The 24,156-nt window shown below is 63.7% G+C and carries 22 protein-coding genes; 2 read left to right on the top strand and 20 right to left on the bottom strand.

The features are described from left to right. A partial coding sequence (locus BO74_RS07065; protein WP_496441095.1) for a hypothetical protein occupies window positions 1-218 on the top strand: 218 nt, incomplete at its 5' end. Between the two features lie 133 nt (window positions 219-351). Here the strand turns inward: BO74_RS07065 and argJ are convergent. The 3 genes from argJ to BO74_RS07050 all read right to left on the bottom strand — a co-directional run bounded on the left by argJ (window position 352) and on the right by BO74_RS07050 (window position 5,597). Next, on the bottom strand, window positions 352-1,590 hold the full coding sequence (gene argJ / locus BO74_RS07060; protein ID WP_496441094.1) for a bifunctional glutamate N-acetyltransferase/amino-acid acetyltransferase ArgJ: 1,239 nt from the start codon (window positions 1,588-1,590) through the stop codon (window positions 352-354). A 224-nt stretch (window positions 1,591-1,814) separates the two neighbouring features. Beyond that, complete coding sequence (gene secA / locus BO74_RS07055; protein ID WP_496441092.1) at window positions 1,815-4,523, bottom strand: preprotein translocase subunit SecA; 2,709 nt, start codon at window positions 4,521-4,523, stop codon at window positions 1,815-1,817. A gap of 93 nt (window positions 4,524-4,616) precedes the next feature. Continuing rightward, entirely contained in the window at window positions 4,617-5,597 is a 981-nt protein-coding gene (locus BO74_RS07050; RefSeq protein WP_496441091.1) for a M23 family metallopeptidase, read from the bottom strand. A 21-nt stretch (window positions 5,598-5,618) separates the two neighbouring features. On the opposite strand from BO74_RS07050, the gene BO74_RS07045 reads away from it, so the two are divergent. Continuing rightward, entirely contained in the window at window positions 5,619-6,053 is a 435-nt protein-coding gene (locus BO74_RS07045) for a DciA family protein (RefSeq protein ID WP_496441090.1), read from the top strand. On the opposite strand, the gene BO74_RS07040 is transcribed toward BO74_RS07045, so the two are convergent. The 17 genes from BO74_RS07040 to mraZ form a co-directional block, all read right to left on the bottom strand. Continuing rightward, window positions 6,040-6,228 carry a hypothetical protein gene (locus tag BO74_RS07040; RefSeq protein WP_496441088.1) on the bottom strand — a complete coding sequence of 63 codons (189 nt, stop codon included), beginning with the start codon at window positions 6,226-6,228 and terminating at the stop codon, window positions 6,040-6,042. The genes BO74_RS07045 and BO74_RS07040 overlap by 14 nt on opposite strands. Window positions 6,229-6,246: 18 nt before the next feature. After that, complete coding sequence (gene lpxC, locus BO74_RS07035) at window positions 6,247-7,188, bottom strand: UDP-3-O-acyl-N-acetylglucosamine deacetylase (protein ID WP_496441086.1); 942 nt, start codon at window positions 7,186-7,188, stop codon at window positions 6,247-6,249. 203 nt (window positions 7,189-7,391) lie between these two features. Beyond that, the gene (gene ftsZ, locus BO74_RS07030; protein WP_496441179.1) at window positions 7,392-8,564 is read right to left on the bottom strand and encodes a cell division protein FtsZ; all 1,173 of its coding nucleotides are present in this window, start codon (window positions 8,562-8,564) and stop codon (window positions 7,392-7,394) included. 44 nt (window positions 8,565-8,608) lie between these two features. Then, entirely contained in the window at window positions 8,609-9,838 is a 1,230-nt protein-coding gene (gene ftsA / locus BO74_RS07025) for a cell division protein FtsA (protein ID WP_496441084.1), read from the bottom strand. Continuing rightward, window positions 9,835-10,599: a cell division protein FtsQ/DivIB gene (locus BO74_RS07020; RefSeq protein WP_496441082.1), complete on the bottom strand. Its 765-nt coding sequence runs from the start codon at window positions 10,597-10,599 to the stop codon at window positions 9,835-9,837. Before BO74_RS07020 ends, ftsA begins: the two co-directional genes overlap by 4 nt. Before the next feature lie 3 nt (window positions 10,600-10,602). Continuing rightward, window positions 10,603-11,508 (bottom strand): D-alanine--D-alanine ligase, encoded by a 906-nt coding sequence (locus BO74_RS07015; RefSeq protein ID WP_496441081.1) that lies wholly within the window; start codon window positions 11,506-11,508, stop codon window positions 10,603-10,605. A gap of 9 nt (window positions 11,509-11,517) precedes the next feature. Continuing rightward, on the bottom strand, window positions 11,518-12,906 hold the full coding sequence (gene murC, locus BO74_RS07010) for a UDP-N-acetylmuramate--L-alanine ligase (RefSeq protein WP_496441080.1): 1,389 nt from the start codon (window positions 12,904-12,906) through the stop codon (window positions 11,518-11,520). Next, window positions 12,903-13,967, bottom strand: a complete 1,065-nt coding sequence (gene murG, locus BO74_RS07005; RefSeq protein ID WP_496441078.1) for an undecaprenyldiphospho-muramoylpentapeptide beta-N-acetylglucosaminyltransferase — start codon at window positions 13,965-13,967, stop codon at window positions 12,903-12,905. The genes murC and murG overlap by 4 nt, the downstream gene beginning before the upstream one ends. Continuing rightward, window positions 13,964-15,124 (bottom strand): putative lipid II flippase FtsW, encoded by a 1,161-nt coding sequence (gene ftsW / locus BO74_RS07000; RefSeq protein WP_496441076.1) that lies wholly within the window; start codon window positions 15,122-15,124, stop codon window positions 13,964-13,966. Before ftsW ends, murG begins: the two co-directional genes overlap by 4 nt. Then, window positions 15,124-16,491 carry a UDP-N-acetylmuramoyl-L-alanine--D-glutamate ligase gene (gene murD, locus BO74_RS06995; protein ID WP_496441177.1) on the bottom strand — a complete coding sequence of 456 codons (1,368 nt, stop codon included), beginning with the start codon at window positions 16,489-16,491 and terminating at the stop codon, window positions 15,124-15,126. The genes ftsW and murD overlap by 1 nt, the downstream gene beginning before the upstream one ends. Window positions 16,492-16,496: 5 nt before the next feature. Further along, entirely contained in the window at window positions 16,497-17,585 is a 1,089-nt protein-coding gene (gene mraY, locus BO74_RS06990) for a phospho-N-acetylmuramoyl-pentapeptide-transferase (RefSeq protein ID WP_496441074.1), read from the bottom strand. Further along, the gene (locus BO74_RS06985) at window positions 17,585-18,985 is read right to left on the bottom strand and encodes a UDP-N-acetylmuramoyl-tripeptide--D-alanyl-D-alanine ligase (protein ID WP_496441072.1); all 1,401 of its coding nucleotides are present in this window, start codon (window positions 18,983-18,985) and stop codon (window positions 17,585-17,587) included. The genes mraY and BO74_RS06985 overlap by 1 nt, the downstream gene beginning before the upstream one ends. After that, window positions 18,985-20,469, bottom strand: a complete 1,485-nt coding sequence (locus tag BO74_RS06980) for a UDP-N-acetylmuramoyl-L-alanyl-D-glutamate--2,6-diaminopimelate ligase (protein WP_496441071.1) — start codon at window positions 20,467-20,469, stop codon at window positions 18,985-18,987. Before BO74_RS06980 ends, BO74_RS06985 begins: the two co-directional genes overlap by 1 nt. Then, window positions 20,466-22,214, bottom strand: coding sequence for a peptidoglycan D,D-transpeptidase FtsI family protein (locus BO74_RS06975; protein ID WP_496441070.1), 1,749 nt, complete (start codon window positions 22,212-22,214; stop codon window positions 20,466-20,468). Before BO74_RS06975 ends, BO74_RS06980 begins: the two co-directional genes overlap by 4 nt. After that, window positions 22,211-22,483, bottom strand: a complete 273-nt coding sequence (ftsL, locus tag BO74_RS06970; protein ID WP_496441068.1) for a cell division protein FtsL — start codon at window positions 22,481-22,483, stop codon at window positions 22,211-22,213. The genes BO74_RS06975 and ftsL overlap by 4 nt, the downstream gene beginning before the upstream one ends. 1 nt (window position 22,484) lies before the next feature. After that, window positions 22,485-23,429, bottom strand: coding sequence for a 16S rRNA (cytosine(1402)-N(4))-methyltransferase RsmH (rsmH, locus tag BO74_RS06965; RefSeq protein WP_496441066.1), 945 nt, complete (start codon window positions 23,427-23,429; stop codon window positions 22,485-22,487). After that, on the bottom strand, window positions 23,426-23,872 hold the full coding sequence (gene mraZ, locus BO74_RS06960; protein WP_496441175.1) for a division/cell wall cluster transcriptional repressor MraZ: 447 nt from the start codon (window positions 23,870-23,872) through the stop codon (window positions 23,426-23,428). The genes rsmH and mraZ overlap by 4 nt, the downstream gene beginning before the upstream one ends. Window positions 23,873-24,156 lie beyond the last annotated feature (284 nt).

The raw sequence follows: 24,156 nt of genomic DNA, 5'->3' as shown, positions 1-24,156 counted from the left end.
CGCAGTTGCGCTTCACTTCGTTCGCTGTGATCAACTTACGGCGGGACTTGCACCCGCAGGAGTACGCCCGTGCCGGGCGCACAAAGCAAAAACTTCCCGTTCGGGAAGTTTTTGTGAATGCGAGGCGCCTGGTGACTCGTCAAAAGTCATCAAGCGCCTCAGTCTCCTCGGGCCTTCCAGAGATTATGAAACAACAGGTTATTGCTTCGGCACGATGAAGTATAAAGACCTCGTCATACCGGCGCAGGCCGGTATCGAGTATCGGAGAGCAACTGCCGGCAGGACCCCGGCCTTCGCCGGGGTGACGAATTCAAACATTACCTTGCCGACGCCCTAACCCGCACGTCCAAGTCAGCTGCGGTAATCCGCGTTGATCTTGACGTAGTCGTACGAGAAATCGCAGGTATAGACCCTGGCGCTGGCCGGGCCGCGGCCGAGGTCGACACGCACGGTGATTTCCTTCGATTCCATGATGCGTGCGCCGTCTTCCTCGCGATACGACGTGGCACGCCCGCCGTTTTCGGCGACCAGCACGTCCTGCCCGGTGCTGCTCAGCCAGACGCGAATCTTGTCGACGTCGAGCGCATCGACGCGGGCGTAACCGATCGCGGCGAGGATGCGGCCGAGATTGGGGTCGGAGGCGAAGAAGGCGGTCTTGACCAGCGGCGAATGGCCGATGGCATAGCCGACCTGCTTGCACTCCTCACGGTCGCGTCCGCCTTCGACGGCGACGGTGATGAACTTGGTGGCGCCTTCGCCGTCGCGCACGATGGCCTGGGCGAGTTCGCGGGCGACGGCAATCAGCGCGTCGCGCAAATCGGGGTATCCGGCAGACGACTCGCTATCGAACGCGACGCCGGATTTACCGGTGGCGATCACGATGAAGGAGTCGTTGGTCGAGGTGTCGCCATCGACGGTGATGCAGTTGAAGGACTCATCGGCGGCTTCGCGCGCGAGTTGCTGCAGCAGCGGCGCAGCAACACCCGCGTCTGTAGCGACGAAGCCGAGCATGGTCGCCATGTTCGGCTTGATCATGCCGGCGCCCTTGCTGATGCCGGTGATGGTCACCGTCCGGCCGTCGATCTGGATCTGCCGTGAAGCTGCCTTGGCGACCGTGTCGGTGGTCATGATCGCGTGCGCGGCGGCATGCCAGTTGTTTTCCTGCAGGTTCGCCTGGCAGGCGGGCAAGCCGGCGACGAGGCGGTCGACCGGCAACGGTTCGAGGATGACACCGGTGGAGAACGGCAGAACCTGGCTGGCGTCGATTCCGAGCAGGCTGGCGACGGCCGAGCAGGTGGCCTGCGCGGCCTGCATGCCGGGTTCGCCGGTGCCGGCGTTGGCGATGCCGGTGTTGATCACCAGCGCGCGGATGCCCTTGCCGGCGGCGAGATGGCTGCGGCAAACATGCACCGGCGCGGCACAGAAGCGGTTTTGCGTGAACACACCGGCGACAGTCGCGCCAGCGTCGAGCGCCAGCAGCGTAAGATCGCGCCGATCAACCTTGCGGATGCCGGCTTCGGCGGTACCGAGGCGAACGCCGGCGACGGGGAAAAGTTTTTCGGGGGCGGGGGTGGCGTAGTTGACTGGCATGGTAGAAACCTTTTACGGGCGGATATCGTGGATAAACGAAGGGCGCGGAGACTAACGAAAACGGTATGTTCGTCTGAATCTCGGCGCCCTGCGCGACCTCAACGGTGATGATTCGTTACGGAAGTGCTGACTTATTGGAAATTCGTCATTCCGGCGAAAGCCGGAATCCAGAAAATTCAACGAACTAGACCCCGGCCTTCGCCGGGTGACGAATCTTTCATTTCCTAACTGAGCTTGCCGTGGCACTGCTTGTACTTCTTGCCGGAACCACAGGGGCACGGATCGTTGCGGCCGATCTTCTGGCCGGCCTGCAGCGGCGGCATCGGCGGCGTGGCTTCGTCGGCGGCGGCCAGCGCTTCCTCGTAGTCGGCGTGGTGGTACTGCACGTTCTGCACTCCGGCCTGCGGCGCGGTTTCCTCGACGTCCTGGGTACGCACCTGCACGGTGACCAGCAGCCGGGTGACGTCGACGCGGACGCTGTCGAGCAGCGCCTCGAACAGTTCGAACGCTTCGCGCTTGTATTCCTGCTTGGGGTTCTTCTGCGCGTAGCCGCGCAGGTGGATGCCCTGGCGCAGATGATCCAGCGCGGCGAGGTGCTCGCGCCAGTGCGTGTCGAGGCTCTGCAGCATCACGTTGCGCTCGAACTGGTGGAAGGACGTGGCGCCGACCAGTTCGACCTTGGCCGCGTAGGCTTCGTCGGCCTGGGCAATGATGCGTTCGAGGATCGCCCCGTCGCTCAGCGTCGGCTCGTTCCTGACCCATTCGGCGACCGGAACCGTCAGCAGGAACTCGGAAGCCAGCTCCTTTTCCAGCGCCGGCAGATCCCATTGTTCCTCGACGCTCTCGGCCGGCACGTGGCGGCGGAAGATGTCGGTCAGGACGCTCTGGCGCATCGAGGTGATGGTCTCGGAAATATCCTCGGTTTCGAGCAACTCGTTGCGCTGCGCGTACATGACCTTGCGCTGGTCATTGGAGACGTCATCGAATTCGAGCAGTTGCTTGCGGATGTCGAAGTTGCGGCCTTCGACCTTGCGCTGCGCCGATTCGAGCGAGCGCGACACCATCGGGTGTTCGATCGCTTCGCCTTCGGGCATTTTCAGGCGGTCCATGATCGCCTTGAGGCGATCGCCGGCGAAGATGCGCAGGAGTTGATCGTCGAGCGCCAGGAAGAAGCGCGACGAACCCGGGTCACCCTGCCGGCCGGAACGGCCGCGCAACTGGTTGTCGATACGGCGCGACTCATGGCGTTCGGAACCGATGATGTGCAAGCCGCCGGCAGCGAGCACCTGATCGTGCAGTTTCTGCCAGTCGGCGCGCAGCGCGGCGATCTTGGCGTCCTTGGTCGGCGGGTCCAGCGACTCGTCGTCGCGGATCGCGTCGACCTGCTTGGCGATGCTGCCACCGAGGACGATGTCGGTCCCGCGGCCTGCCATGTTGGTGGCGATGGTGATCATCCCCGGCCGCCCGGCCTGAATGACGATCTCCGCTTCGCGCGCGTGCTGCTTGGCGTTGAGTACCTGGTGCGGCAGCTTCTCGCGGTCGAGCAGGTTGGAGAGCAGTTCGGAGTTTTCGATCGAGGTGGTGCCGACCAGCACCGGCTGGCCTTTTTCACGGCAGGCGCGGATGTCGGCGATGATCGCGGCGAACTTTTCGTCGGCGGTGCGGAAGATCTGGTCGTTGAGATCCTTGCGGATCATCGGCAGGTTGGTCGGGATGACCACGGTTTCGAGACCGTAGATCTGCTGGAATTCGTAAGCTTCGGTATCGGCGGTGCCGGTCATGCCAGCCAGCTTGCCGTACATGCGGAAGTAGTTCTGGAAGGTGATCGAGGCCAGCGTCTGGTTCTCGTTCTGGATCTTCACACCCTCCTTGGCCTCGACGGCCTGGTGCAGGCCGTCCGACCAGCGGCGTCCGGCCATCAAACGACCGGTGAATTCGTCGACGATCACGACCTCGCCGTTCTGCACGACGTACTGCTGGTCCTTCAGGAACAGGGTGTGCGCGCGCAGCGCCGCATACAGGTGGTGAATCAGCAGGATGTTCGCGGCGTCGTACAGGCTGCTGCCTGCGGGAAGCAGTCCGACGTTGGTCAGAATTTCCTCGGCGTGCTCGTGGCCGTCCTCGGAGAGGAGTACCTGGTGCCCCTTCTCGTCGACCCAGTAGTCGCCGGGACCGTTTTCTTCCGCGCAGCGGGTGAGCATCGGCGCGACCTTGTCCATCCGAACGTAAAGGTCGGTGTGATCCTCGGCCTGGCCGGAGATGATCAGCGGCGTCCGCGCTTCGTCGATCAGGATCGAGTCGACCTCGTCGACGATGGCGTAGGCCAGCTTGCGCTGCACGCGGTCGCCGGCCGCATAGACCATGTTGTCGCGCAGATAGTCGAAGCCGAATTCGTTGTTGGTGCCGTAGGTGATGTCCGACGCAAACGCCGCCTGCTTCTGGTCGTGCGGCATCTGCGAGAGGTTGACGCCAACGGTCAGCCCGAGGAAGCGGTGCAGCTTGCCCATCCACTCGGCGTCGCGGTTGGCCAGGTAGTCGTTGACCGTGACGATATGCACGCCGTTGCCGGTCAGCGCATTGAGATAGGCGGGCAGGGTCGAGACCAGCGTCTTTCCCTCGCCGGTGCGCATTTCGGCGATCTTGCCGTCGTGCAGGACCATGCCGCCGATCAGCTGAACGTCGAAGTGCCGCATGCCGAGCACGCGCTTGCCGGCTTCCCGGACCACCGCGAACGCTTCGGGGAGCAAGGCGTCGAGGGCTTCCCCGTTGGCCAGGCGGGCCTTGAACTCGGCCGTCTTGCCGCGCAGTTCGTCGTCGGAAAGCGCACTGATGCTTGGTTCCAGCGCATTGATCTGACGGACGACCGCAGAATACTGCTTGATCAGCCGGTCATTGCGGCTGCCGAAAATCTTCTTGAGTAAGCCGGAAATCATTCTGGAATTGGCGTGAGCGCGTTAAAAGCGGGAATTCTATCACGCGCCTTCCAGCCGGGGCGGGAGGGACAAATCTTGAGGAAACAGTGGAACTCAGCGCTTGCCGCCGGCCCCCCGAGGCGCCACATTTGCGCCATTCTTGCCCGCGCTGGCAAAGGCCATCGAACCACCCTGCTGCAGGAAACGGGCGGGATTCTGCGCTACGCCGCGATAACGGACCTCGAAGTGCAAGTGCGGTCCCGTGGACCGGCCGGTGTTGCCGCTGGCGGCAATCCGATCACCGCGCCTGACAATCTGCCCGGCTTTCACGCCTATCTTCGAGAGGTGGGCATACCGCGACGAGAACTCATTTCCGTGCTCGATCTCGATCAGGTTTCCGTATTGTGGGTGAAATTCTGCCGTCACCACCACGCCGCCTGCAGCGGCAACAACCGGGGTGCCCGTATCGGCAACGAAATCGATTCCTTCATGCATCGCGCCGATGCTGGCAAACGGATCGACACGACGACCGAACGGCGAACCGATCCGTTCCGCATCGATGGGCACCAGCGTCGGTAGCAGGACGCTCTTGATGCGTCGCTCCATAAGCAACGACTCAAGCTCTGTCAGTTCATCTTTGCGCTGTTCGATGACCTCGCCAAGACGATCGATCTCGCGTTGCAATTCGAAGGACGAAAGCGGTCCGGAAAGCGGTACCAGCGGACCTCCCGCACCGTCGCGCGCGGACTTGCCGGCTGCCTGCGGTTTCGGCATCGACACTCCGGAGAGGCGGGAGACCCGCTCGCCGAGCGCGTCCAGACGAAGCAACTGGGCCTTCATCTCGCCGAGTTTCACGGCCATCGCCGACACGTTATTGCGCAAGTACTGCTCGGCCTTCTGGTTATGCGCCTGCTGCTGTTGAAGCACCAGGTCGGAGGCGACCACCGGGTCCTGCCGGATGCCGACCCAGTAGAAGGCGAAGGAAACGGTAATGGACAACGCCACGAAACCGGCGAGGATCGCCAGCACGATCGCCGGTGTAATATGCACGGTCTTGGCGGTTTTCAACCGGTTTGAAACCAGAATCACATTCACGCGAATCCTCTCTCATTTCCGATGCCGACCACTCTCCAGGACTTTCTGGAAACAGCCGACGGCGCTGGCAATCTGCTGGCGCACGCAAGACTGCTTCTGCGGCTGGCGCACCTCTACGAACAGATCGCGCCGGCACATTTGCGCCAGGCAAGCAAGATAGCGAATTACAAATCAGGAATTATTGTTATCCACGCCACGAACAGCGCGGTGGCGACCAAGCTGCGCCAACTGGCAACAACGTTGACCGAGGGGTTTTCTCGACGAGGGATTGAGTGTAATGGCGTTCTGGTGAAAGTTCAAGCGCCGGAAACCCCTGCACAATCAAGGACATCGCCATCTCGACCACTCAGCACGGAGACCAGTCGGACACTGGAGGAACTGCGCGATGCGCTGCCGGAATCGGCGCTGCGCGAGGCAGTTTCGACGCTGATCGACCGTTCCGCTAAAGCGGAATGACCGCCACGCGCTCAAGAATCAACAGCGCAAATACCAGCAGGGCGACGATCAGCGCATAGCGAAATACCCGCCAGGAAAAGGCCAGATAGCGGGGGTTGCGCGTCAGCAGATAGGCCACGAATCCCGCACCCACCGTGATCAGGGTCAGAATCCCGAGCAGGCGCAGCAGCCACATACGCTTTTCGTGACAGGATCAGTGTGCCGGCTGGGCCAGCCAGCGAACAACACCTTCCGGCGCGTTCGCCACATCCTCGAACGTAACGAACTCCCAGGCGTCCGGGTTGGCCAGCAGTTCCCGCGCCAGCAGATTGTTCAGCGCATGCCCCGACTTGTGCGCGGTGAACGCGGCAAGCAGTGGGTGGCCGAGCAGATAGAGATCGCCGATCGCATCGAGCACCTTGTGCTTCACGAACTCGTCGCTGTAGCGCAGTCCGTCGGCGTTGAGTACGCGGTATTCATCCAGCACCACCGCGTTGTCGAGCCCCCCCCCCTGCGCCAGCCCGTTTTCGCGTAGCCACTCGACCTCCTGCATGAAGCCGAAGGTGCGCGCCCGCGACACCTCGCGCACGTAGGATTGCTCGGCGAAATCGATCGTCACCTCCTGGCCGGTGCGATCGATCGCCGGGTGGTTGAAGACGATGGAGAAATTCAGGCGATACCCGTCGTACGGGTCGAAGCGCGCCCACTTTTCGCCGGACCGATCGTTTTCGCGCACCTCGATCCGGCGCTTGACGCGGATGAATTTCTTGGCGACCGGCTGCTCTTCGATGCCGGCCGACTGGATCAGGAATACGAACGGCGACGCGGAGCCATCGAGAATGGGCACCTCGGCAGCGTCGAGATCGACATAGGCGTTATCCACCCCGAGTCCGGCCAGCGCCGACATCAGATGTTCGATGGTGCCGATCTTGGCACGAACGCCTCCGACCTCGCGCTCCAGACACGAGCACATGCGCGTGTCGCCGACTTCCAGCGCCGATGCCGGCAAGTCGACGACAGGATCGAGATCGACCCGGCGGAAAACGATGCCCGTATTCGGCGCAGCCGGCCGCAGGACCATGTTCACCTTGACGCCCGAATGCAGGCCCACACCGGACGCGCGGATCACCGACTTGAGAGTGCGCTGTTTCAGCATGTCGTTGAAAGAAAATCGGAATTGGCGAATTGTAGCACGACCCGCCAATTCCCTTTTTTGCAGAGAGAAAGTGTTACAAAGTTCTTATTCGCGCATGCACGGCCGAGCGAACGCAGGCGAGACAAGGCGCAGACCGCCGCCGCATGGCAGCGCCATGCAAGACGGGATGCAACGCCGTATCGGCAAGCGCAGCCGGCCGCCCCTCAGTCGGCTTGTTTGCGGAGGAATGCCGGAATATCGTAATGATCGACCCCGCGGCTGGCCAATGCCTCGGCGGTCGTTCCCCCGCGCTTGCGCACGACGGCCGGCACGTCGAGCTGGCTGTAGTCGATGCTCGACGCGTGCGTAAACGCTCCATCCGTCCCGGTCGCGTGCACGACCGGCGTATTGATCACCTCGAACGGCTGCCGCTTGGCCTGCGCCTGCCCGAGACCGGTGGCGACCACGGTCACGCGGAGTTCGTCGCCCATGCCCTCGTCGTAGACCGCACCGAAGATGATGTGTGCGTCGTCCGCAGCGAATTCACGCACGGTATTCATGACCTCGTTGACTTCCTTCATCTTCAGGCTGCGCGACGAGGTGATGTTGACCAGAACCCCCTTGGCCCCGGAGAGATTGACGCCTTCGAGCAACGGCGATGCCACGGCCTGCTCAGCGGCGATACGGGCGCGGTCGACGCCAGAAGAGTAGGCCGAGCCCATCATCGCCATGCCCATTTCGCCCATGACGGTACGCACGTCTTCGAAGTCGACGTTGACCAGTCCCGGGAAGTTGATGATCTCGGCGATGCCGCCGACGGCATTGCGCAGCACGTTGTCGGCCGCCTTGAAGGCCTCGTCCATCGAGACGTCCTCGCCGAGCACATCCATCAGCTTGTCGTTGAGGATGACGATCAGCGAATCGACGTGCTTCTGCAGTTCGGCGATGCCGGCTTCGGCGATTTTTGCGCGCTTGCCTTCGAACAGGAACGGCTTGGTGACCACGCCGACCGTCAGCACGCCCATTTCGCGGGCGATCTCGGCGACGATCGGCGCTGCGCCGGTTCCCGTGCCACCGCCCATCCCGGCGGTGATGAACACCATGTGCGACCCTTTCAGCGACTCGGCGATCTGTTCGCGCTCGCTGACCGCGGCATCACGGCCGACCTCCGGCTTGGCGCCGGCGCCCAGGCCCGACTTGCCCAGACGCAGCTTCTTGTGTGCGACGCTGCGCTTCAGCGCCTGCGCGTCGGTATTGGCAGCGACGAATTCGACGCCCATCACCCCCTCGCGGATCATGTGATCGACGGCGTTGCCGCCGGCCCCACCTACACCGATCACCTTGATTACCGTTTCTGAATCCGGGGCAAGCGCTTCCTTATCGATGATTTCAAACATGGTCATGGCCTCTCTCTCCTCTGCAAAAAACTTGAATTAACCGATCAAAAATTTTTTTCGAACCAGGACTTCATCCGCCCGAAAATCTGTTTCACGTCGCGCGTCTCGCGCACTTTCACGCCGCGCCTGCGCTGCGTCAGCGCCTCCAGCAACAGCCCGTAGGAAGTGGCGAAACGCGGCGTCTGAATAACGTCGGCCAGCGCGCCGAAATACTTGGGGAAGCCGAGCCGCACCGGCATGTGGAACACCTCCTCGCCAAGCTCGATCATTCCAGGCATGACGGCCGAGCCGCCGGTCAGGACGATGCCCGACGACAGCACGTCCTCGAACCCGGAGCGGCGCAGTTCGGCCTGCACCAGTTCGAACAGTTCTTCGACGCGCGGCTGAATCACGTCCGACAGCGCCCGGCGCGACAGCTTGCGCGATGGCCGCTCATCGACGCCGGCGACGTCGAGCACATCTTCCGGATCGGCCAGATCGGACAGCGCGCAGCCGAACTTGCACTTGATGTCCTCAGCCTCGCGCGTCGGCGTGCGCAGCGCCATGGCGATGTCGTTGGTGATCTGGTCGCCGGCGATCGGAATCACCGAAGTGTGGCGGATCGCACCCTGCGTCCACACCGCGATGTCGGTCGTTCCGCCGCCGATGTCGATCAGGCATACGCCGAGATCCTTCTCATCGTCGGACAGCACGGCGTAGCTCGACGCCAGCGGCTGCAGCACCAGGTCATTGACTTCCAGCCCGCAGCGCCGCACACACTTGACGATGTTCTGCGCCGCGGAGACGGCGCCGGTGACGATGTGCACCTTCACTTCGAGGCGGAAGCCGCTCATCCCGATCGGCTCGCGGATGCCGTCCTGATCGTCGATGATGAATTCCTGGGTCAGGATGTGCAGGATCTCCTGGTCGGCCGGGATCGGCATGGCGCGTGCGGTTTCGATCACCCGCTCGACATCCATCGTGGTCACTTCCTTGTCCTTTATCGCCACCATGCCGTTGGAGTTGAAGCTGCGGATGTGGCTGCCGGCGATCCCGGTATAGACGTCCTTGACCTTGCAGTCGGCCATCAGCTCCACTTCCTGGATCACCCGTGAAATCGTCGCCACGGTGTCCTCGATATTGACCACGACGCCCTTGCGCAGCCCACGGGAGTCTTGCGAACCCATGCCGATGATGTTCAGCCGGTCATCGGGACTGACCTCGGCGACCAGCGCCACCACCTTGGTGGTGCCGATATCGAGGCCGACGATGATTTCCTTGTTTTCCCTGCTCATGGTTTCCCTTTGCTCTCACTTTCCGACGCTGCGGCCAGCCCGCTGACGCGCAGCGCGAATCCTTTCGGATAACGCATATCCACAACGTCCGGCCGCTTTTTCGCAGCGGTCAGCACGGATGGATAAAACTCGACAAATCGTTCCAGCCGCTCGCGCAGCGGGGCCTTGGCCTGCTCCCGGCCCAGTTCGACGATCATTCCGTCGTCCAGCTTCAACTGCACCGCCAGTCGCTGCGACACGGTCAGGATTCGCGGCGCGCGGCCAAGCGGTTCCAGCAGGGAGAGCGACTGCCGGTATACGTCGAGCATCTCCGGCACGAAACTGCTCGGCCCCTGCAGCAACGGCATGGCCGCGGCCGGCGGAGCGCTCATCCCCGCGGCGAAGATTTCGCCGTACGAATTGACCAGGTACCCGACCCCTTCGCCCCAGAACGCGACCGGCACATGTTCCTCGATCCCCAGTTCGATGCTCGCCGGCCACTGACGCCGCAGCGTGACGCGCCGCACCCAGGGCAGTTGTTCCAGCGACTGCCGGAGCGTTTCGAGATTGACGCTGAAGAAATTGCCGCGCAGCTTTCCGGCGATGGCCTCCTCGATTTCCGCACGCCGCACTTCCCGAAGCTCGCGTGTCACCACCACCTCGCGAATGGGGAACAAGGGCAGGCGCGCCACCCAGAGCACCGCAGCAACGGCCAATGCCGCGGCACCCGCCACATAGAGCAGGTCCGCGACATCTCTCAACAACTGCGGCCGGTTCCACATCGATCATCCCAAAGTCGCCAACGACAACACACGCAATACCAACTCGTCATACGACAGCCCCGCCTCGCGCGCCGCCATCGGCACCAAGGAGTGGTCGGTCATCCCCGGCGAGGTATTGACCTCAAGGAAATAGGCCTCGCCCTGTTCGTCCATCAAAAAGTCCACCCGCCCCCAGCCGCGGCAGCCGAGCACGCGGAACGCTTCGAGCGCCTGCGCGCGCAATTCGAGCTCGCGCCCCTCGGGCAAGCCGCACGGACACAGATAGCGGGTGTCGTCGCGCAGATACTTGGCTTCGTAGTCGTAGAAATCCGTCGTCGGCACGATGCGGATTATCGGCAAGGCCTGATCGCCGAGAATGCCCACCGTGTATTCCCCGCCCAGCACCCCCTGTTCGGCAATGACCAGCGAATCGTGTTTCGCCGCCGCGTCATAAGCCAGACGCAGTTCGCCGGGCTGGCGCACCTTGGTCACGCCGATCGACGAGCCTTCGCAGGCCGGCTTGACGAAAAGCGGCAGCCCGAGCTGGCGTTCGACACTGTCGAAATCGCTGTCCGCCTGAAGCATCACGAACTCGGGAATCCGCAGCCCCATCGCGCGCCAGAGCAACTTCGTCCGCCATTTGTCCATCCCCACCGCCGAAGCCAATACGCCGCTGCCGGTATAGGGGATACCCATCAGTTCCAGCGCGCCCTGGATCGTCCCGTCTTCGCCGTAGCGGCCGTGCAGGGCAATGAACGCCCGGTCGTACGCGGCCAGTTCGTCGAGCTTGCCTTCGGCGGGATCAAAGGAATGCGCATCGACCCCCTGACGCAGCAACGCGGCAAGCACGCGCGAACCGCTCTGCAGGGAGACCTCGCGCTCGGCCGACTTGCCACCAAAGAGAACCGCAACTTTTCCGAAATCAGACATACCTATCTTTCAACCTTGCGCCAGCTTGCCGGGAACGCCGCCGATCGAGCCGGCCCCCATCGTGATCACCACATCGCCGTCACGGGCGACTTCGAGAATTGTTTGCGGCACATCGGCAATGTTCTCGACAAAAACCGGATCGACCTTGCCGGCGACGCGCAATGCGCGCGCCAGCGTGCGCCCGTCGGCAGCGACGATAGGCGCTTCGCCGGCGGCATACACCTCCGCCAGCACCAGCGCATCGACCGAACCGAGCACGCTGACGAAATCCTCGAAGCAGTCGCGCGTCCGCGTGTAGCGGTGTGGCTGGAACGCCAGCAACAGGCGCCGGCCCGGGAAGGCCCCACGCACGGCAGCAATCGTCGCGCGCATCTCGGCGGGGTGATGGCCGTAGTCGTCGATCAGGGTGAACGCACCGCCCGCCGGGAGCTTCACCTCACCGTAACGCTGGAAGCGACGGCCAACCCCCTTGAACTCGGCCAGCGCCTTGGCAATCGCCTCGTCGGAAACGCCGACTTCACTCGCTACGGCGATCGCCGCCAGCGCGTTGAGCACGTTGTGCATGCCCGGCAGGTTCAGCGAGACCGGGAAACGGCTGACGCTGCCATTGACCCGCACGCAGTCGAACTTCATGCGCCCGTCCTCGGCCACCACGTTCTCGGCGCGGACGTTGGCCGATTCGTCGACGCCGTAGCTGACGATCTGCTTCGACACCTGCGGCATGATCTCGCGCACGTTGGCATCGTCGGCGCAGAGCACGGCGACGCCGTAGAACGGCAAACGTTGCAGGAAGTCCACAAAGGTCTGCTTGAGCCGCCCGAAGTCGTGCCCGTAGGTTTCCATGTGATCGGCATCGATGTTGGTCACGACGGAGATCACCGGCGACAGGTAGAGGAACGAGGCGTCCGACTCGTCTGCCTCGGCCACGAGAAAATCGCCTGACCCGAGCCGTGCATTCGCCCCGGCCGCATTCAGCCGGCCGCCAATGACGAAGGTCGGATCCATGCCGCCTTCGGCCAGGATCGAGGCCACCAGACTCGTCGTCGTCGTTTTGCCGTGCGTCCCGGCGACGGCGATGCCGCGCTTCAGGCGCATCAGTTCGGCCAGCATCTGCGCGCGCGGCACCAGCGGGATCTTGCGCGCGCGCGCGGCCTGCACTTCGGGGTTGTCGTCCTTGACCGCGGTCGACACGACCACGGCATCGGCCTCGCCAATGTTCTCCGCGGCATGCCCGGTGACGGTGCGCACGCCGAGACCGGCCAGGCGGCGGGTCGTCGCGTTGTCCGCCAGATCGGAGCCGCTGATGCCGAAGCCGAGATTGGCCAGCACTTCAGCGATGCCGCTCATACCGGCGCCGCCGACGCCGACGAAATGGATGTTCTTGATCTTGTGTTTCATGTCTTGCATACCTCTTCGCAGACGCGCGCCACGGTCTCTGCTGCTTCCGGCCGCGCCAGTTCGCGGGCGCGTTCGGCCATTTGCAGCAGCTGGCTGCGCGTGTAATTCCGGATCAGGCTCACCGATTCGGGGGTCATTTCAGGTTGCGGGAGCAGGAAGGCGCCACCCGCGTCAGCGAGGAATTTCGCGTTGGCCGTCTGGTGGTCGTCCACGGCATGCGGGAACGGCACCAGAATGCTGGCCACACCTGCTGCCGCCAGTTCGGCGACGGTCAGGGCGCCGGCCCGGCAGAGCACCAGGTCGGCCCAGGCATAGGCCCCGGCCATGTCGTCAATAAACGCCACGCAATTGGCGCGCACGCCGGCCGCGGCGTAGTTGGCCTCCAGCGTCACCAGATGCTTTTCTCCGGCTTGATGCACGACCACCGGCCGTTCCGCTTCGGGAATCAACGCCAGCCCCTTCGGGACGATGTCGTTGATCGCCGCCGCACCGAGGCTGCCGCCCAGGACCAGCAGGCGCAGGGGCAAGCCATCCCGCTCGGCGAAACGCGGCGCCGGCTCGGGCAGAGTTGCAATGTCGCCACGCACCGGGTTGCCCGCCCACTGGCTTATCGGCAGTGCATCGGGAAAGCCGCAGACGACCCGGTCGGCCACCTTGGCCAACACGCGGTTGGCCAGCCCGGCGATCGAATTCTGCTCGTGGATCACCAGCGGCCGGTTGAGCAGCACCGCCATCATCCCGCCGGGGAAGCTGACATAGCCGCCCATGCCGAGCACCACGTCCGGCTTGATCCGGCGAATTTCGCGCAGCGCCTGCCAGAAACCGGAAAGCAGATTGACCGGCAACAACAGCTTGCGCAGCAGCCCCTTGCCGCGCAGCGCGGCAAAGCGCACCAGCGCCATCTCGTAACCGCGCGCGGGTACCGTGCGCGCCTCGAAACTGTCCGGGTTGCCCATCCAGACCACTTTCCAGCCGCGTTGCACGAGGAGATCGGCCACTGCCAGTCCCGGGAACACGTGGCCGCCGGTGCCGCCGGCCATGACAAGAAGCGTCTTGCTCATAGCTTCGCCCCCCGCATGAGCTGTCGATTCTCCCAGTCGACCCGCAGCAATACCGCCAGCGCCACGCAGTTGGCCAGGATGCCCGAGCCGCCGAAACTCATCAGCGGCAGGGTCAGCCCCTTGGTCGGCAGCAGGCCCATGTTGACACCCATGTTGATGAAGCCCTGTACGCCGATCCAGATCCCGATGCCCTGCGCCACCAGCGCCGGATACAGACGATCGAGCGCCACGCACTGGCGGCCGATGACGAAGGCACGTTGGACCAGTAGTCCGAACAGGACAACCACCATCATCACGCCGACGAATCCGAGTTCCTCGGCGATAACAGCCAGCAGGAAGTCGGTGTGCGCCTCGGGAAGGTAGAACAGCTTTTCGACGCTCGCGCCGAGACCGACGCCGAACAGTTCGCCGCGCCCGAAGGCGATCAGCGCATGCGAGAGTTGATAACCGCGGCCGAAGGCGTCCGACCACGGATCCATGAAGCCGAAGATGCGATCGCGGCGATACGGCGAAACGACGATCAGGACCGCAAACGCTGCGACCAGCACGACGATCAGGATCGCGAACAGGCGCGCACGCATTCCGCCGAGGAACAGGATGCCGATGGCGATCGAGATGATCACCACGAAGGCGCCGAAGTCCGGCTCCTTGAGCAGCAGCACGCCGACGGCGACCATCGCGCCGGCCATCGGCAGGAAGGCCTTTTTCAAATCATGCATGTGCGGCATCTTGCGCACGGTGTAATCCGCGGCATACAGCACGGCGAACAGTTTCATCAGTTCCGAGGGCTGCAGGTTGGCCACTCCGAACGGCAGCCAGCGGCGTGCGCCGTTCACATCGCGACCGACACCGGGGATCAGCACCAGCGCCAGCAGGACGAAGCCGACAACGAACAGCCAGGGGGATATCTGCTGCCAGGTCGTCAGGGGAATCTGGAACGCAAGACCGCCGGCAATCAGCCCGATCGCCAGAAAGACGCCGTGCCGGATGAGGAAGTACGCCGGCTGGTTGCCCGTGAACCTGCCGACCTCGGCGATGGCGATCGACGCCGAATAGACCATCACCATCCCGAGCAGCAGCAGGATCAGGCTGCTCCACAGCAGGGTGTTGTCCACCTCGGCGGGCAGGCGACGGGTTCCGTCAAGCGCCGGCAGCATCAGCCACGCTCCTTCTGCAAGATGCGCACGCACTGAACGAAAACTTCTGCGCGATGCGCGTAATTGCGGAACATGTCGAAGCTCGCGCAGGCCGGCGAAAGCAGGACGGCATCACCCGCCTCGGCTTGTTCGGTACCCCAGCGCACGGCATCCTCGAGATCGCGGCTATGGCGCGTCGGCACCCCGCAGCCGTCGATCGCACTACCGATCAGGCCGGCGTCGCGGCCGATCAGGGCTACCGCCCGCCCGTGTTCGGCGAGCGCCGCCTTGAGTGGCGAGAAATCCTGTTCCTTGCCCTCGCCGCCGAGAATCAGGACAACCTTGCGGCCCATGCCCTGAACCGCGGCGAGCGTCGCACCGACGTTGGTACCCTTGGAATCGTCGTAATACGACACGCCGCCGATTTCGGCAACGAACTCCACGCGATGCGCCAGGCCGGTGAACCGGCACAACGCCGGAACGAGGCGCGCCGCCTCGACACCCACCGCCTCGCACAGCGCCAGCGCGGCCATCGCGTTGGCGGCGTTATGCAGACCGGCCAGCTTGAGGTTCGCCAGCGCCACGATGCGTTCGTTGCCACGGACGATCCAGCCGTCGGCAAGACCGTAATCGCGCTCCGCCAATGGCGACGCGAGTCCGAAACTGAGCGTCGTCCGATCCGCCTGCTGCCACGACCGGCAGTAGGCATCGTCGCGGTTGAGCAGCATCGCTCCTTTCCCCTGGAACACGCGCCGCTTCGTTGTCGCGTAGTCGTCCATGCCGGCATAGCGATCGAGATGGTCTTCGCTGACGTTGAGCACCGTTGCCGCGTCGGCGTCGAGGGTAAAGGTCGTTTCGAGTTGGAAGCTGGACAATTCGAGGACCCAAACCTGCGGAAACGCCGCTGCATCGACGGCCGCCATCAACGCATCGAGCGCCGACGGCGAGATGTTCCCGCAGGCGACAGCCGGCACGCCGACGGCGTTGAGCAGGTAAGCCGTCAGTGTCGTCGTTGTGGTCTTGCCGTTGCTGCCGGTGATGGCGATCACCCGGCTTTGCGGCGCGAACCGGCGAACGCCCCAGGCGAGCAGCTCGATCTCGGAAACAACCGGAACGCCGTTTGCCAGCGCCGCCTGCACTTGCGGCGTCTGCACTGGCACGCCGGGCGAGATGGCGATCAGATCGACACCGGCAAACGCCGTGTCGGAAAACTCGCCCGAAAAAAGCTCGACACCAGGAACGGCGGCGCGCAAGGCGTCCACGTTGGGCGGCGCCTGCCGGCTGTCGACGACCCGCACGGCCGCTCCCTGGCGCGACAGCCACTTGACCATCGCCAGTCCGCTCTCGCCGAGGCCGACCACCAGGACGTGTTTTCCGTTGAGTTCCATGCTCATCAGCGCAGCTTGAGGGTGGACAGACCGATCAGCACCAGCATGATGGTGATGATCCAGAAGCGGACAACGACCTGTGTTTCCTTCCAGCCGCCGAGTTCATAGTGGTGATGCAACGGCGCCATGCGGAAGATCCGCTTGCCGCCCGAGTGTTTGAAATAGAGCACCTGCGCGGCGACCGACAGCGTTTCGGCGACGAAAACGCCGCCCATGATCGCCAGCACGATTTCCTGGCGGACGATCACCGCCACCGTCCCGAGCGCCGCGCCGAGCGCCAGCGCGCCGACGTCGCCCATGAACACCTCGGCCGGATAGGCGTTGAACCACAGGAAACCCAGACCGGCACCGGCCATCGCCCCTAGAAACACGGCCAGTTCGCCCGCCCCCGGGATGTAGGGCAACAGGAGATACTTGGCGAAGACCGAACTACCGGCGACGTAGGAGAAGATGGCCAGCGCGGCGGCGATCATCACGGTCGGCATGATCGCCAACCCGTCGAGTCCGTCGGTCAGATTAACCGCGTTGCTGGTGCCGACAATGACGAGGTAGGTGAGAACGATGAAGCCGATCGAACCGAGCGGATACGAGACGGTCTTGAAGAACGGCACGATCAATTCCATCTGCGCCGGAACGGTTGACGAGTAAGACAAATAGATGGCGACGGCCAGGCCAAGCACCGACTGCCAGAAATACTTCCAGCGGCTCGCCAGCCCCCGCGGATCACGATAAACGACCTTCTTCCAGTCGTCGTACCAGCCGATCGCACCGTAGCCGAGCGTGACAATCAGCACGACCCACACGTAGCGGTTGGTCAGATCGCCCCACAGCAGCGTGGTGATGCCGATGGCAATGAGGATCAGGACGCCGCCCATGGTCGGCGTTCCCGACTTGGCGAGATGCGTCTGCGGCCCGTCCTGACGCACCGCCTGGCCGATTTTCTTCGCTGCCAGCCAGCGAATGACGCGCGGCCCGGCGACGAACGAAATGATCAGCGCGGTCATCGCCGCCAGCACGGTGCGCAGCGTGATGTAGCCGAAGACGTTGAAGCCGCGGACATCCTGCGAAAGCCATTGTGCGAGCATCAGCAGCATTACTGAGCCTCCTTTTCCGAAGCCTTGGTGATGGCATCGACCACCCGCTCCATGCGCATGAAGCGTGAGCCCTTGACCAGCACGATCGACTCCGCGTCCATGTCGGCAACCAGCGTGGCGATCAGGTCTTCGATCTTCCGGAAATGCGCGCCACCCGCCCCGAAGTTGTGCGCCGCCAGCGCACTCGACTCGCCGAAAGCCAGCAGAACGTCGACCCCCTGGCTCTTGGCGTAACCGCCGACTTCGTCGTGGAACTGCCCGGTCATCTCACCGATTTCGCCCATGTCGCCGAGCACCAGAATTTTTCGTCCGACCGTGGCGGCCAAGACGTCGATGCCGGCACGCACGGAATCGGGGTTGGCGTTATAAGTGTCGTCGAGCACCGTCGCGCCGTGCAGCCCGGCACGCCGCTGCAGCCGCCCCTTGATTCCGCGGAAAGCGACGAGGCCGGCACGCACCGATTCCAGCGAAACCCCGGCGGCAAGCGCAGTCGCTGCCGCCCCCAGCGCATTACGGGCGTTGTGGGCTCCCGGCAGAGCCAGCGTTACTTCAACCTGCTCGCCATTGGCAACGATAACAACGCGGTTCTCCAGCCCATGTGTCTGGCAATGCCCGGTCACTTCGGCCTCCACGCCAGACGGCGCATCGAGCGCGAAGCACAGACGACGGCAATGGGCGCTCTGTTCTCGCCACAAGGGCGCCCATTGATCGAGCGCGTTGAATACCGCCACCCCGTTCGCATCAAGTCCGGAGAAGATGCTGCCTTTCTCGGACGCAATCGTGTCTAGCGTTCCCATGCCTTCGAGATGCGCCCGCTGCGCATTGGTTACCAGGGCGACGGTCGGCCGGCCGATCCGCGCCAGGTAGGCAATCTCGCCCGGGTGATTCATCCCCATCTCGATAACCGCGGCTCGATGTTCCTGCCCCAGGCGGAGCAAGGTCAGCGGCAGGCCGATGTCGTTGTTCAGGTTGCCCTGTGTCGACAGCACGGCGTCGTTGCCGAACGCCGCTTTCAGGATGCTGGTGATCATTTCCTTGTTGGTCGTCTTGCCGTTGCTGCCGGTAACCCCGATCACCGGCAAGGCAAAGCGTGCCCGCCAGTTCGCGGCGAGATCGCCGAGCGCGATCCGCGTGTCGTTGACGACGATCAGCGACAATCCGGCGGCCTCGCCCAAGGCTTCGGCCCCCTTGGCGTCGACGACCGCGGCCACCGCCCCGCGCTCCCGCGCCGTGGCGATGAAATCGTGCCCGTCGAACTTGTCGCCCCGCAGGGCAATGAACAACTCGCCGGCACACACCGTCCGGCTGTCGGTCGACACTCCGTAAAACGCTACCACCTCGCCGACGACCTTACCGGACATCGCGCTGGCGGCGGTTGGCAAATCCATTTTCACGCTCATTATTGTTTCTCCTGCCGCAAGGCCAAGGCGGCGGCAGCTTCGTCGATATCCGAAAAAGGCCGCTTCACTCCGGCGATTTCCTGATAGGGCTCATGCCCCTTCCCGGCCAGCAGAACCACATCGGCGGCTTCCGCGCCGAGGATCGTCCGACGGATCGCCGACGCACGGTCTTCGATGATTTCCGCGTCTGGCGCGGCGATGGCGATCTCGGCAAGAATCGCCGCCGGCTCCTCGCTGCGCGGATTGTCGCTGGTCAGGATCACCCGGTCGGCCAGACGGGTCGCCACCTCGCCCATCAGCGGACGCTTGCCCCGGTCGCGATCACCGCCGCAACCAAACACGGCAATCAGCCGGCCACCGCGCGCCGTCGCCACGCCGCGCAGTGCGCTGATCGCGTTTTCCAGCGCATCCGGGGTGTGCGCGTAGTCGACGACGACCAGCGGCTCGCCGTTCCTGCCCTGCGTTTCCAGACGCCCGGGCGGGGCCGGCAACTCGGCGAAGCGTGCCGCGACTTCCGCCGGCGTCAATCCGGCATCGAGCAGGACAGCCGCCGTCGCCAACAGATTCGACACGTTGAACCGACCGACCAAGCCTGTTTGCACCCGCGCACGCCCCGTCGGGGTGACCAGCACAAAACGCAAGCCGCCAGCGGACTCATCCACCGACTCGGCCCGGACAACACCCTGCAGGTCGGCGAACCCGTCGCCCTGCGTGTAACCGACGATCCGCGAGGCGGTCGTCCGCTGCATCAACGCGACTCCGAACGGATCGTCAAGGTTGACGATCGCCAGCCGCAGGCGCGGCCATTTGAATAGTTTCTCCTTGGCCGCCGCGTAATCTTCCATCGAGCCGTGATAATCAAGGTGATCGCGGGTCAGGTTGGTGAAGACGGCGACATCCACCCGGGAACCGTCGAGCCGATCCTCCTCGATGCCGATCGAACTGGCTTCGAGGGCGCATGCCTGCGCGCCGTCGGCCGAAAAGTCGGCCAGATAGCGCGCCAGCGTCGCCGCTTCCGGCGTGGTGAATCCGGTTTCCTTCATCGCATCGGCGAATCCCGCACCGAGCGTGCCTATAACGGCGCAACGGCGCGGATGAACGCGCGCCAGCCACTGGCTGATGCTCGTCTTGCCGTTGGTTCCGGTGATCGCGATCAGCGACAGGCGCTCGCCCGGATGCCTGAAAAGGGCGTGCGCGAGCGGCCCGCAAAGCGCGCGCAGATTCGCCGCGGCGACGTTCGGGATCACCCACTCGTCCTGCCAGACGAATCCGTCACCGGACTCCCAAACCACCGCGCTGGCACCGCGGGCGATGGCGTCCGGGATGTAATCACGCCCGTCGGCAAAGTCTCCTGGCAAGGCGAGGAACACATCCCCGCGCCGTACCTGCCGGCTGTCATCGGCCACACCGCCCAGGGTGACGCCCTGCGCCGCAAGCTGCTTCAGGATGAACGACGGATCGGAAAAAACCGGCATGGCGATCATAGCTGCCCCCTCGTCGGCTGGCTGTTCTGCGCGACAACCGGCAGCGGCGCATCGGGCAGGACACCGAGGGTACGCAGCGCGCCACCCATGACGCGCGAGAACACCGGCCCGGCCACGTCGCCCCCGTAATGCGTGCCTGCGCTCGGTTCGTCGATCATCACCGCGACGATCAGGCGCGGATTGGAAATCGGCGCAAGGCCGACGAACGAGGCGACGTACTTGCGGACGTACTGCCCGCCTTCGATCTTGTAGGCCGTTCCCGTTTTCCCCCCGACACGATAGCCGGGCACCCGCGCCTTGGGCGCCGTGCCACCGGGCTGCACCGCCATTTCCAGCATCGCCCGCACCTCGCGCGCAGTCTGCTGGCTGAAGACCGGCACCGTCTTGGCCGGACTTTCGTCGGCACGGGTCAGCGTCAGCGGAATCAGGTCGCCCTCGCGCGCAAAAACGGTATAGGCATGGGCCAGCTGCATCAGCGATACCGACAGCCCGTGGCCGTACGACATCGTCGCCTGTTCGATCGGTCGCCACGATTTCCACGGACGCAGGCGTCCGGCAACCTCACCCGGGAATCCGAGCCCCGGCACGCGCCCGATCCCGACCGCATCGAACATGGTCCACATCTGCTCCGGCGTCAGCATCGCCGCGATTTTCGCGGTGCCGACATTGGAGGATTTCTGGATGACCTCGGCGACGCTCAACACCTTGTGCGGATGCGCGTCCGAAATGGTGGCCGAACCGATGGTCAGCCGGCCCGGCGCGCAGTCGATCGGCGTGTCGAAGCGGACCTTCGCCTTCTCCAGCGCCAGTGCGGCGGTGAACGGCTTCATCACCGATCCCGGTTCATAGGTATCGGTAATCGCCCGGTTGCGCAACTGCGCCCCGGTCAGCCGCTCGCGATTGTTCGGGTTGTAGGTCGGCCAATTGGCCAGCGCCAGGATTTCGCCGGTCTTGGTGTCTACCGCGATGACGCTGCCGGCCTTGGCCTTGAAATCCGTCACAGCCTGCTTGAGCTGGCTGTAGGCCAGATACTGAATCTTCGAATCCAGCGCCAGGCGAATATCCTTGCCGTCCTGCGGCGGTTTGATCGAAACGACATCCTCGACGATCTGGCCGCGCCGGTCCTTGATCACGCTGCGACTGCCGGGATGCCCGAGCAACTGCCCCTGAAAGGCGAGTTCGACGCCTTCCAGTCCCTTGTCATCAACACCGGTAAAGCCGACGAGGTGCGCGGTCATCTCGCCCGTCGGATAGTAGCGGCGGTACTCGCGGTCGAGCCCGATTCCTGGCAACTTCAGCGACGCGACCTTGTCGCCGACTGCCGGCGGCAGTTGCCGACGCAAAAAGACGAACGACTTGTCGCTGGCCAGCCGCCGCGACAATTCCTTCGCGTCCATGTCCAGAACGCCGGCCAACACTCTTGTCTGCTCCGGCGTCAGGCGCGCATCCGCCGGAACGGCCCAGATCGATTTCATCGGCGTCGACACGGCCAGCACGTCGCCGTGTCGATCGGCGATGCGCCCGCGCGACGCGGTAATCTGCAGATCCCGGCGGTAACGCGACTCACCCTTCTCCTGCAGAAAATCTTCGTTGAGTACCTGCAGATAGAACGAGCGCCCGATCAGCACACCAAAGCCTGCCAGAATCAGCAGCGCCATAAAACGTGACCGCCAGGCGGGCAAACGCAGCTTCAGCACAGGGCTTTCGGCGAACTTGTGCCCGCGGGAACCGCTGAAGTTCATCATCGCGACACCTCCCGGGTGGCAGTGACGATTCTCGCCGGATCCGGCGTGCGCATCTTCAGCTTCTCGCGGGCGATTTTCTCGATGCGCGGCGACGTTGCCCAGGTCGAAAGCTCCAGTTGCAGCTGCCCGAACTCAACCTCCAGTTGACGTTCCCGCTCCTGTTCGGCTTCCATCGCCTGGAACAGGCTGCGCGCCTTGTGCTGGGACGTCACAACGCCAAGAGCGCCCATCAGGATGGCAAGCAGCAGAACGAGATTGGTGCGCACCATTTCAGGCTGCCCCCCGTACGCTGCACTTTTCGGCGACGCGCATCACCGCGCTCCGCGCACGGGGATTCGCCTTGACCTCCTCTGCCCCCGCCTTGACCGGTTTCCCCACCACACGCAACCGCGGCGGCGGCAGATCGACCGAACGCAGGGGAAGGTTCTTCGGCAGCGTGTCCGGACTCGCTTGGTCGCGCATGAAGCGCTTGACGATCCGATCTTCCAGCGAATGAAAGCTGATCACCACCAGACGCCCGCCGTCACGGAGCACATCGACCGCCTGTGGCAGAACTAGCGCAAGCTGCTCGAGCTCTTGATTGACGTGAATCCGTAGAGCTTGAAAGGTACGCGTCGCCGGATCCTGGCCGGGCTCGCGGGTCCGCACGGCTTCGCGTACGAGCGCGGCGAGCTCGCCGGTGGTTGCAATACACCGCTCGCTCCGAGCAGCCACAATCTTCTTTGCAATCTGGAAAGCAAACCGTTCTTCGCCATAGTTTCTGATGACCTCCGTGATTTCTTTGATTTCTGCGCGCGCCAGGAACGACGCGGCTGTTTCTCCCTGCGTGGTATCCATGCGCATATCCAGCGGCGCATCGAACCGAAAGCTGAACCCCCGCTCTGCCTCATCGATCTGCGGTGAGGACACGCCGATATCCAGCAAAACACCGTCGACAGCCGGCAGGCCCGCATCCCGCACCGCTTCAGCCAGTTCGGCAAACGGCCGATGGACGACAAGCAGACGTGGATCCCCGATTTCCCGGGCAGAGAGAATGGCTTGCGGGTCGCGATCGAGCGCCAGCAAGCGACCATCCGGCCCGAGCCGTTCCAGAATCGCCCGCGAATGCCCGCCGCGGCCGAACGTGCCGTCGACGTAGACCCCGGAAGGCTTCACCGACAGCGCATCGACAGCCTCCCGCAACAGTACGGTTCGATGCCCGGAGGCAGCGCTCACAGCGCCAAATCCTCGAGACCAGGCGGCAAGGACTGATCGACCATGCCAAGGAAGACTTCCTGCTGCTGCCGCCAACCGGCGTCGGACCAGATTTCGAAATGCGTTCCCTGCCCGACCAGCCACACCTGCTTTTCCAGCTGGGCGAACAGGCGCAACTCCGGCGAAACCAGCAGGCGCCCGGCGGAATCCATCGATTCGTCACGCGCATTACCGACCAGTAGCCGCTTTATCGCGGCAGCTCTGGGATCAAGACTGGACGCCGCCAGTACCTTGTCACGAATCGGTTCCCAGGCGGGCGCCGGATAGAGGAGAAGACAACGGTGGGGGTGAGCGGTGAGCACGAGCTGCCCTTCGGAAGCACTTACCAGCGCCTCGCGATGACGCGCAGGAACGGCAAGCCGCCCCTTGGCATCAAGACTCAGCGCTGTCGCTCCCTGGAACATCAATCTTTTACTCCCTGCAGGCGGAGAGAAACACCCCGTTCCCCCACTTTTTACCACCGTGCCCCACTTTAAGATAAAGAAATGGGCAAAGCAAGAAGTTTTTTGTAACTTTCCTCAATGACTACAATGACTTAGCGCACACTTATATACACAACGGCAAAAACAAAATACCGTTAAAAAACAATAACAAGATAATTTTAGTTAAAGTGCTTTATAACAGGACTAGGCCGAAAGTCAGAGCACGTCCACCACGGGTGGCGATCGGCATAGGGGGCAGCCCTTAT

This window comes from Propionivibrio pelophilus DSM 12018 (assembly GCF_059569095.1).
This window is presented reverse-complemented; position numbering and strand designations above follow the sequence as displayed.